Annotated in this window: 11 protein-coding genes and 1 pseudogene; all 12 read left to right on the top strand. The window is 44.3% G+C overall.

What is annotated here, in order from left to right; translation table 11 throughout:
* The first annotated feature begins 3 nt into the window (after nucleotides 1-3).
* Complete coding sequence (gspH, locus tag A7589_RS19815; RefSeq protein ID WP_105282613.1) at nucleotides 4-567, top strand: type II secretion system minor pseudopilin GspH; 564 nt, start codon at nucleotides 4-6, stop codon at nucleotides 565-567.
* Nucleotides 564-935, top strand: a complete 372-nt coding sequence (gspI, locus tag A7589_RS19820; RefSeq protein WP_021551396.1) for a type II secretion system minor pseudopilin GspI — start codon at nucleotides 564-566, stop codon at nucleotides 933-935. The genes gspH and gspI overlap by 4 nt, the downstream gene beginning before the upstream one ends.
* The gene (gene gspJ / locus A7589_RS19825) at nucleotides 932-1537 is read left to right on the top strand and encodes a type II secretion system minor pseudopilin GspJ (RefSeq protein WP_105282614.1); all 606 of its coding nucleotides are present in this window, start codon (nucleotides 932-934) and stop codon (nucleotides 1535-1537) included. The genes gspI and gspJ overlap by 4 nt, the downstream gene beginning before the upstream one ends.
* Nucleotides 1534-2511 (top strand): type II secretion system minor pseudopilin GspK, encoded by a 978-nt coding sequence (gspK, locus tag A7589_RS19830; protein ID WP_105282615.1) that lies wholly within the window; start codon nucleotides 1534-1536, stop codon nucleotides 2509-2511. The genes gspJ and gspK overlap by 4 nt, the downstream gene beginning before the upstream one ends.
* Nucleotides 2508-3686 carry a type II secretion system protein GspL gene (gspL, locus tag A7589_RS19835; protein WP_108188975.1) on the top strand — a complete coding sequence of 393 codons (1179 nt, stop codon included), beginning with the start codon at nucleotides 2508-2510 and terminating at the stop codon, nucleotides 3684-3686. The genes gspK and gspL overlap by 4 nt, the downstream gene beginning before the upstream one ends.
* A 1-nt stretch (nucleotide 3687) precedes the next feature.
* On the top strand, nucleotides 3688-4224 hold the full coding sequence (gene yghD / locus A7589_RS19840; RefSeq protein WP_004018100.1) for a GspM family type II secretion system protein YghD: 537 nt from the start codon (nucleotides 3688-3690) through the stop codon (nucleotides 4222-4224).
* Between the two features lie 1056 nt (nucleotides 4225-5280).
* Nucleotides 5281-6057: an ABC transporter permease gene (locus A7589_RS19845; RefSeq protein WP_000124294.1), complete on the top strand. Its 777-nt coding sequence runs from the start codon at nucleotides 5281-5283 to the stop codon at nucleotides 6055-6057.
* Nucleotides 6054-6746 carry an ABC transporter ATP-binding protein gene (locus A7589_RS19850; protein ID WP_021524958.1) on the top strand — a complete coding sequence of 231 codons (693 nt, stop codon included), beginning with the start codon at nucleotides 6054-6056 and terminating at the stop codon, nucleotides 6744-6746. Before A7589_RS19845 ends, A7589_RS19850 begins: the two co-directional genes overlap by 4 nt.
* 234 nt (nucleotides 6747-6980) lie before the next feature.
* Nucleotides 6981-8732 (top strand): DUF8374 domain-containing protein, encoded by a 1752-nt coding sequence (locus tag A7589_RS19855; RefSeq protein WP_108188976.1) that lies wholly within the window; start codon nucleotides 6981-6983, stop codon nucleotides 8730-8732.
* A gap of 6 nt (nucleotides 8733-8738) precedes the next feature.
* Nucleotides 8739-9563, top strand: a complete 825-nt coding sequence (locus A7589_RS19860; RefSeq protein WP_235613322.1) for a hypothetical protein — start codon at nucleotides 8739-8741, stop codon at nucleotides 9561-9563.
* Complete coding sequence (locus tag A7589_RS23390; protein WP_235613323.1) at nucleotides 9532-9924, top strand: hypothetical protein; 393 nt, start codon at nucleotides 9532-9534, stop codon at nucleotides 9922-9924. Before A7589_RS19860 ends, A7589_RS23390 begins: the two co-directional genes overlap by 32 nt.
* A gap of 28 nt (nucleotides 9925-9952) precedes the next feature.
* Nucleotides 9953-10243: pseudogene (locus A7589_RS19865) on the top strand (IS1-like element transposase); the annotation flags it as partial.

The raw sequence follows: 10243 nt of genomic DNA on the forward strand, positions 1-10243 counted from the left end.
TCAGTGCCTGGACGCGGATTCACTCTTCTGGAAATCATGCTGGTGATTTTCCTTATCGGCCTTGCCAGTGTGGGCGTGGTACAGACTTTTGCGACCGATTCTGAATCGCCCGCGAAAAAAGCGGCGCAGGATTTTCTGACTCGCTTGGCGCAGTTTAAGGACAGGGCAGTGATCGAAGGGAAAACACTCGGTGTGTTAATCGACCCGCCTGGCTACCAGTTTATGCAGCGTCGTCAGGGGCAGTGGTTGCCCGTTTCTGCGACCCGGTTATCGGCACAGGTTACGGTGCCGAAACAGGTGCAGATGCTGTTACAACCCGGAAGTGATATCTGGCAGAAGGAATATACTCTGGAGCTGCAACGTCGTCGCCTGACGCTGCATGATATTGAACTGGAGCTGCAAAAAGAGGCGAAAAAGAAGACGCCGCAGATCCGTTTTTCGCCTTTTGAACCCGCCACGCCGTTTACGCTGCGATTCTATTCGGCGGCGCAAAACGCATGTTGGGCGGTAAAGCTGGCGCACGATGGCGCGTTATCCCTCAATCAATGTGATGAGAGGATGCCATGAAGCGCGGATTTACGTTGCTGGAAGTGATGCTCGCGCTGGCGATTTTTGCGCTGGCTGCCACGGCAGTGTTACAGATTGCCAGCGGTGCGCTGAGTAATCAGCAAGTTCTTGAGGAGAAAACAGTAGCGGGCTGGGTAGCTGAAAACCAAATCGCACTGCTCTACCTGATGACCCGCGAGCAGCGGGCGGTCAGGCATCAGGGCGAGAGCGATATGGCAGGAAGCCGCTGGTACTGGCGAACCACACCGCTGAATACAGGTAACGCGCTGCTTCAGGCGGTGGATATTGAAGTCAGCCGTCACGAAGACTTTTCGTCGGTGGTTCAGTCACGACGCGCCTGGTTTAGCTCCGTGGGAGGCCAGCAATGAAAAAGACTCGCGCTGGTTTCACGTTACTGGAAATGCTGGTGGCAATCGCCATTTTTGCCTCTCTGGCACTGATGGCACAGCAGGTGACAAACGGCGTTACGCGCGTGAATAGCGCCGTCGCCGAACACGATCAAAAACTAAACCTCATGCAGCAAACGATGAGTTTTCTGACCCACGATCTGACACAAATGATGCCACGCCCGGTAAGAGGCGAGCAGGGGCAGCGGGAACCGGCGTTACTGGTTGGCGCTGGCGTGCTGGCGTCTGAGAGTGAAGGGATACGCTTTGTGCGTGGCGGTGTGGTTAATCCATTGATGCGCCTGCCGCGCAGTAATCTGCTCACCGTCGGTTACCGCATTCATGACGGTTATCTTGAACGATTGTCCTGGCCGCTGACCGATGCAGCAGGCAGTGTGAAGCCAACAACGCAAAAATTAATCCCGGCAGATTCGCTCCGTTTGCAGTTCTACGACGGCACGCGCTGGCAGGAGAGCTGGTCGTCAGGGCAGGCGATCCCTGTGGCGGTGCGCATGACTCTGCATTCGCCGCAATGGGGCGAGATTGAACGCATCTGGTTGTTACGCGGGCCGCAATTATCATGATCACCTCACCACCAAAACGCGGAATGGCACTGGTCGTGGTGCTGATATTGCTGGCGGTCATAATGCTGGTAACCATCACGCTTTCCGGGCGGATGCAACAACAACTTGGGCGAACGCGCAGCCAGCAGGAGTACCAGCAGGCACTGTGGTACAGCGCCAGTGCAGAAAGCCTGGCGCTGAGCGCGCTCAGTCTGAGCCTGAAAAATGAACAACGCGTGCATCTGGCGCAGCTGTGGGCACCCGGCCCTCGTTTTTTTCCTCTGCCGCAGGGGCAAATTGCCGTCACCCTGCGTGACGCACAGGCCTGCTTTAACCTGAATGCTCTCGCTCAGCCGACGACGGCATCGCGTCCGCTTGCGGTACAACAGTTGATTGCCCTGATCTCGCGCCTGGATGTGCCTGCTTATCGAGCCGAACTGATAGCCGAAAGCCTGTGGGAGTTTATTGACGAAGATCGCAGCGTGCAGACGCGTCTGGGGCGTGAAGACAGCGAGTATCTCGCCCGCTCGGTGCCGTTCTATGCCGCGAATCAACCGCTGGCTGATATCAGCGAGATGCGCGTGGTGCAGGGAATGGACGCCGGACTCTATCAAAAACTGAAACCGCTGGTTTGTGCGCTGCCGATGACCCGCCAGCAAATCAACATCAACACCTTAGACGTCACGCAAAGCGTAATTCTTGAGGCGCTGTTTGACCCGTGGTTAAGCCCTGTTCAGGCGCGGGCGTTACTACAACAACGTCCGGCAAAGGGTTGGGAAGATGTCGATCAGTTTCTTGCACAGCCGCTACTTGCTGACGTCGATGAGCGTACTAAAAAACAGCTAAAAACCGTCCTGAGCGTGGACAGCAATTACTTCTGGCTGCGTTCGGATATCACCGTGAATGAGATTGAACTGACGATGAACTCGTTAATTGTCCGCATGGGGCCACAACACTTTTCGGTTCTCTGGCATCAGACAGGAGAAAGTGAGTGAGTTCCATGCTTGAGATTTTTTTCCCGCTTTGCGCCACCGACCCCATCCGCTGGCAGCGCCGTACACCCGACGTGGAGCACGGCATCTGGCCTGACGCTGCCGATGAGCATCTCCAGCAATGGCTGCAAACTGATGCGATTCGACTCTACATTCCCGGCGAATGGATCAGCGTCTGGCAGGTTGAACTGCCTGATGTCGCCCGCAAGCAGATACCGACTATTCTGCCCGCCTTACTGGAAGAAGAGCTGAACCAGGATATCGACGAACTGCATTTCGCCCCGTTGAAAATCGACCAGCAACTGGCAACCGTGGCAGTGATTCACCAGCAGCATATGCGCAACATTGCGCAGTGGTTGCAGGAAAACGGTATCACCCGCGCTACCGTCGCGCCGGACTGGATGTCCATTCCTTGTGGCTATATGGCTGGCGATGCGCAACGGGTTATCTGCCGCATCGATGAATGTCGGGGATGGAGCGCCGGGCGGGCGCTGGCTCCGGTCATGTTCCGCGCACAGCTCAATGAGCAGGATTTACCGCTTTCGCTAACCGTGGTCGGCATTGAACCGGAAGAGCTATCTGCATGGGCTGAGGCGGACGCCGAACGCCTGACAGTGACGGCTCTGCCAGCTATTACCACTTATGGAGAACCGGAAGGAAACCTGCTAACAGGGCCGTGGCAGCCTCGTGTCAGCTACCGAAAACAGTGGGCGCGCTGGCGGGTGATGATTCTGCCGATATTGCTGATTCTGGTTGCGCTGGTAGTGGAACGGGGCGTGACGTTATGGAGCGTCAGCGAACAGGTGGCGCAAAGCCGCACCCAGGCGGAGAAACAGTTCTTAACGCTATTCCCGGAGCAGAAGCGGATTGTGAATTTACGCTCTCAGGTGACGATGGCGCTGAAAAAATATCGCCCACAGGCCGACGATACCCGGCTGCTCGCAGAATTGTCAGCGATCGCCAGTACCCTGAAATCAGCGTCACTTACCGACATCGAAATGCGTGGTTTCACCTTTGATCAAAAACGCCAGACGCTTCACCTCCAGCTACGGGCTGCGAACTTTGCCAGCTTCGACAAACTGCGTAGCGCACTGGCGGCAGATTATGTTGTGCAACAGGACGCGTTACAGAAAGAGGGTGATGCGGTTTCCGGCGGCGTAACGTTGCGGAGGAAATAACATGTTACGCGATAAATTTATTCAATATTTTCAGCAATGGCGTGAACGCCAGTTAAGCCGTGGCGAACACTGGCTAGCACAGCACCTGGCGGGGCGTTCGCCGCGTGAAAAAGGCATGTTACTGGCAGCGGTGGTGTTCCTGTTTAGCGTCGGATATTACGTCCTCATCTGGCAGCCGTTGAGCGAACGGATTGAGCAGCGGGAGACAATGTTGCAGCAGCTCGTGGCGATGAACGCGCGACTGAAGAGCACTGCGCCGAATATTATTGCGGCGCGAAAATCCGGCACGACAACGCCCGTTCAGCTATCGCGGGTTATCAGTGACAGTGCGTCGGCGCACTCTGTGGTCATCAAGCGGATAGCCGAGCGCGGGGAGAATATTCAGGTCTGGATAGAACCTGTGGTGTTTAATGACCTGCTGAACTGGTTAAACGCGCTGGATGAAAAATATGCGCTGCAGGTGACACAAATTGATGTCAGTGCAGATGAAAAGGCAGGAATGGTGAACGTGCAGCGACTGGAGTTTGGGCGGGGGTAGGTTTTGCCATTTCCTTAACCCCACCTGATAACCCTTAGCCCAATGGTGAGTGCGGAACTGTCAAACCCGCTCACCGGGCTGAGTTTCGATGTAGCAAGAATTATCTCCCTCCAGACCACCACGGAATATTCGGTAACACTGAAGGAACCTGTTTTTCACCATGTAGCCTTCGTTAATCGACACCTTTCTAAGACTGTAAAGATGCTTAAGTGTTTTGACACATTATGATTATTAATAGTTGTAATAAATCATTGAGTAACAATTGATAGGTCAAAACATATAGGATAATTCTTATGTGATCTGTATTTTGTGTAGCCTGGAAATTAGTAAAATTACTGGAGATAATCAGAAAGGGAATTTCAAATAAGCATAATAATTTCCAGGGAAGCTATTCGACGATTTTAAGAAATGTCTGCTCAGGTATATCTACTGAGGGATAATGCTGGCTGTAACGCTGGTTAAAATAAATGTACAAAATAATCAAGATGTATATTTTAATTGATGAAAATAATTACTCACGGAATTATTAGTGGGGCTTAAATAACACCGTTTAAATGTGATGTAAATCACAAATGTGACTGTAAAGAGGGGGCTGTAGATATAAATAAGAAGTACATGAGTGAATTTTAAATAGGGAAATAGTTTCTCGGTGAACAATTTATTGGTAATCAATCGCGTGCGTTCTGGTTTGAAACAGATTGCAGGTATTGTTACGCATAAAATCCATAGGTGATATTATAATCAAGTAGTTAACAGTAATAACAAAAAATAATTTCCTGAGAAATTAACTCTACATTCTAAAACGGCCAGTTTTCTGAAGTTACCAGAAGACCGAATACATTCATGCCTGAAGAATGGATTAGAAGAAACGAGACGGAAATAGAACTATTTATCCCTGCGGAAATAATTTCTGCTGAAATTTTTTGCGGCTATTAAAAAGGTCAAACCGTCTGAGTAAATTTTATCCAGTTACAAATAAGCATTACCTCCAGTGTATTGGTAGCTGTTAAGCCAAGGGCGGTAGCGTACCTGAAGAGATTAGGATCACATCATCAAATGGCAAGAAGTGGATTTGAAGTCCAGAAAGTCACCGTAGAGGCATTATTTCTACGAGAAATACGAACACGCTTTGGTAAGTTCCGTCTGGGATATTTGTGGGCGATTCTCGAACCCTCTGCGCATTTGCTGATACTGTTGGGCATTTTTGGTTACATTATGCACCGCACGATGCCAGACATCTCATTCCCGGTGTTTTTACTTAATGGCCTGATTCCCTTTTTTATCTTTAGCAGTATCAGCAATCGTTCTGTAGGTGCTATTGAAGCGAATCAGGGGCTGTTTAATTATCGACCAGTAAAACCCATCGATACGATCATTGCGCGTGCATTGCTTGAGACACTGATTTACGTTGCTGTTTATATATTGCTTATGCTTATCGTCTGGATGGCAGGCGAATATTTCGAAATAACAAACTTTTTACAACTTGTGCTTACCTGGAGTTTGTTAATCATTCTTTCATGTGGCGTTGGCTTAATATTCATGGTCGTTGGTAAGACTTTCCCTGAAATGCAAAAGGTCCTGCCGATACTGCTTAAGCCGCTGTATTTCATCTCCTGCATCATGTTCCCTCTACACTCGATTCCGAAGCAATACTGGTCATATCTACTCTGGAATCCATTAGTGCATGTCGTAGAGCTAAGCCGCGAGGCTGTTATGCCTGGCTATATCAGCGAAGGCGTGAGTCTGAACTACCTTGCAATGTTCACTCTGGTCACCCTGTTCATCGGGCTGGCGTTATACCGAACGCGTGAAGAGGCAATGCTGACATCATGATTAAGATTGAAAATTTGACGAAGTCCTATCGCACGCCAACGGGTCGACATTATGTCTTTAAGAATTTAAATATTGAAATCCCTTCAGGAAAAAGTGTTGCCTTTATTGGTCGCAACGGAGCTGGTAAATCAACGTTACTGAGAATGATTGGCGGCATTGACCGCCCCGACAGTGGAAAGATCATCACTAATAAAACAATATCATGGCCAGTCGGCCTCGCAGGTGGATTTCAGGGAAGTTTAACCGGACGCGAAAACGTAAAATTTGTTGCGCGGTTATACGCGAAGCAAGAAGAACTGAAAGAGAAAATTGAGTTTGTCGAAGAATTTGCCGAACTCGGTAAGTACTTCGATATGCCGATCAAAACTTACTCATCTGGTATGCGATCGCGTTTAGGCTTTGGTTTAAGCATGGCATTTAAGTTTGATTATTATATCGTCGATGAAGTAACGGCGGTCGGTGATGCCAGGTTTAAAGAAAAATGCGCTCAATTGTTTAAAGAAAGGCATAAAGAGTCTAGTTTTTTGATGGTTTCACATAGTTTGAATTCATTGAAAGAGTTTTGTGATGTGGCCATTGTATTTAAGGATGATAATGTGGTTAGTTTTCATGAGGATGTTCAGGAAGGGATAGAAGAGTATAAAAAATTAAAATATTATATATTGGGCGATTCTGAATCCTATGACTAAACATAAATAGTTATGCAAATAAATCTCAACAACATAAACAACAATTTTATTTTTATGATGCATCATAGTGAAAATAAAAACAAATTCTATTGATGGTATATTTATGGTGCTATATAAAAATGATTATAAAGACGCTATTATCCAGGAAGTGTTAATTATATCGTAATATATTCAATGCTATGTAATTTAAATATTTATACGTATATCATCTATAGTTAACAAAAAGGTAATTTGATGAACAGAATAGTTGTTGTTGGCCACCCAAATTCAAAATTTGAGGAAGTTGAGGATATTCTTAGACAAAGAGGAATGGCTTATCCAAAATCCTCAAGGCGGGAAAATCTAACGCCAAGTGATATTACTACAACTATTTGTAATGCTTATCAAGTTCATCCATTAGAAGATATTGAAAACGAGAGTGAACTTCATCCATTACAGATTTCTCCTGTATGGAATAGCCTTGTTTTGGATTTAATGCTTAACAATATAGATCAATTATTTTGGGGGTGGTCAGATCCAAATTTAATATTTTTACTAAATTATTGGTTGGATCTTGATGATAAGTTAATGTTTGTATTGGTTTATGATAAGCCTCAGTCAGTATTAATAGACAGAAAAAACGAAACATATGTAGACGAAAGAAATATTGAAAGAAAGATAAATAATTGGAACGCATATAATAGTGCATTATTAAGATTCTTTCTGCGAAATAAAAAAAGATGCATATTGGTTAGTTCTGAACAAATAAAAAGGAATGCTGAGGATTGCATACAACAAATTCAAGATCTTCTTGAGTTGCCATCTTTATCTTCAACATTAATAGAAAAGAATACAGATATTATAAATTCCTCTCAAACTAATGAATTATCATGTCAGCTTCCAGTAATACATCAAGATATAATTAATATTTCTGGTATTGACTCAAGAGTTGTCAGGACTGCATTTTCAAATGAAATCACAGAGAATTACTTGCTAAAACATTTACTAGAATACTACCCTGCAAGTCAACAGCTTTATGCTGAATTACAATCTGTAGCTAATCTCCCGTCTCAATCATTTATACAAGAGATTCATCCAACTAAGGCTTTTGAAAATTTTATGCAACAACAGGATGTGAGTTATAAACTAATAACCGCACTCCATAAAGCATACAAAAATATTAATAATGATACTCAACTTATACTGTCTGAAAAAAATAAAGAACAATCGTTAGTATTGTCACAATTATACGAAGCCCAGGAAGATTTAGAGAGCTTTTATTTAAACAAGAAAAATTTAGAAAAAGAGCTTAAAATTAAGGAATGCCATCTTGAAGATAAGGAAAGATTAGTTAAAGAAAAAGAAAAAGAACGTAATTGTTTAGAAATTAAACTAGGTGAGCTTGAAAAAGAATTCAAAGCCACATTAAAAACATTGCAGGAACGTGAATCTCAAATAAAATTATCACAACGATCAATACATGAGCTTCAAAGCAAGTTATCATCACTGAATGCGACTGAACAAAAAGCTAAAGAGCTGCGTTCTGGCATTTCACGATTAGAAGAAGAGAATAAATCATTAATATCCCAACTACATCGCGCCCAAGATGAACTGGAGAAATATTATTACGATAACCAAAAGCTCAAGCAACAATTACCAGTACCACTGTATGGGGCAGCTCAGCGAATAAAAAATGAACTAGGGTATAAGTTAGGTGCAGTTATGATAAAACATTCGCACTCACTATTTGGTTGGCTAGGAATGCCTTGGGCTCTTTGCTCTGAAGCTAAAAAATATCGAAATCAAAAGAAAGATATTGTGCATAATAATGAACCACCTATTTATGCATATAATGACGCCTTTGAAGCAGAACGAGTAAAAAAACATCTTTCTTATAGATTAGGACAGACATTACTTAAAAATATTAAGTCTCCATTAGGTTGGGTTAAACTCCCATTTGCACTAGCACAAAATGTACGAGAGTTTCGATTAGAACGAGGTGAGTAATATACGATGAAATCAATATCTATGATTTCCCAACCGGAGGAAACATGGCTGGATTGTTTAAGTTCGATATATCCACCGACAGGCGTCATGGTCATTGGTGCTGGAAATGGAAGCAGTATTTGGGTCCAATGGCTTTACAAAAAATGTGTGAATCCTGTCATTTTGGTTGAAGGGAATCAGAAGCAGTTTCAGTTGTTAAAACATAATATTCCTTTAAATAAAGAATGGGTTTTCTTGAATAAGATTGTAATATTCGGGAGTGAGCCACATATTTTTCATTATGTAGATAACTCACGAGAAAACGGGTTGTTATCTCCAGAGCAATTACATTCACTATGGCCAAATATAAAGTGTATAGGTGAAGAGGCAATACATAATGGTATCACACTTAATAGCCTACAAAAAAGTGAAAACTTACCCTTGAATTGGCTATTTATTGATTGCCTACCCGCACCAGAAATTCTTGAGCATGCGGGGGATATGTTACATCGAATAGAGGTTGTAGTAAGTAGGGTAGTCATACAAGATGAACCATTTTCAGCTAGCCTAAAAAATTTAGACAAAGTTTTGAATGAAGTAGGCATGCGGCGGGTCCATTTATTTCAAGAACGTCATCCTTCTATAGGCTATGCTATTTATACTAGAAATGTAGCATTAAAAATAACTGAGGCAGAAAGTCTAAAAGAAGAAATTAAACAACAGCAGCGGAAGATAAGTATATTACAGTCTAGCTTGGAACAGCAATCTGTTGAGTATGAATTAAAAATTCATGATATTGAAAAAAAACACAAGTTAGAATTTGAAAAAATCCTGGATAAAAAATCATATTAAGAATGAATTATTAAAACCAAAAAATAAATTGGAGCTATCTGTTATTAATCTGAATGAGTTCCATGCTGTTAATGAAAACATTTTATCTAAATATGAAATTCATACAGATAATGTATGCACGATGATGAAAAAGATAGAGGAACAGCAAAAGGAAATATATACTCAAATTAATAAAAATTTACCCGTTTTAATAAAAAAAGAATTAGATGCAAAACTTAACAAATCTGTTCGTCATGTAGAGGCCTTCATATCCATTCAACAATACTTGACTCATGGTGACTGTATAACAGGATTTCATGGTTGGCCAATAAGCCCGGATATGGGGGTATTTCTCGGTAATGCTGCCAACTTACTGATTTAGTGTATGATGGTGATTTTAAGGTGCTTGCGTGGCTTCCATTTCCATCAGATGTCCTTCCTGCTCCGCTACTGAAGGCGTAGTGCGTAACGGCAAAAGCACTGCCGGACATCAGCGCTATCTCTGCTCTCACTGCCGTAAAACATGGCAACTGCAGTTCACTTACACCGCTTCTCAGCCCGGTACGCACCAGAAAATCATTGATATGGCCATGAATGTCGTTGGATGCCGGGCAACAGCCCGCATTACGGGCGTTGGCCTCAACACGATTTTCCGTCACTTAAAAAACTCAGGCCGCAGTCGGTAACCTCGCGCATACAGC

It is taken from the genome of Escherichia sp. MOD1-EC6475 (assembly GCF_003046645.1).
GTDB lineage: Bacteria > Pseudomonadota > Gammaproteobacteria > Enterobacterales > Enterobacteriaceae > Escherichia > Escherichia ruysiae.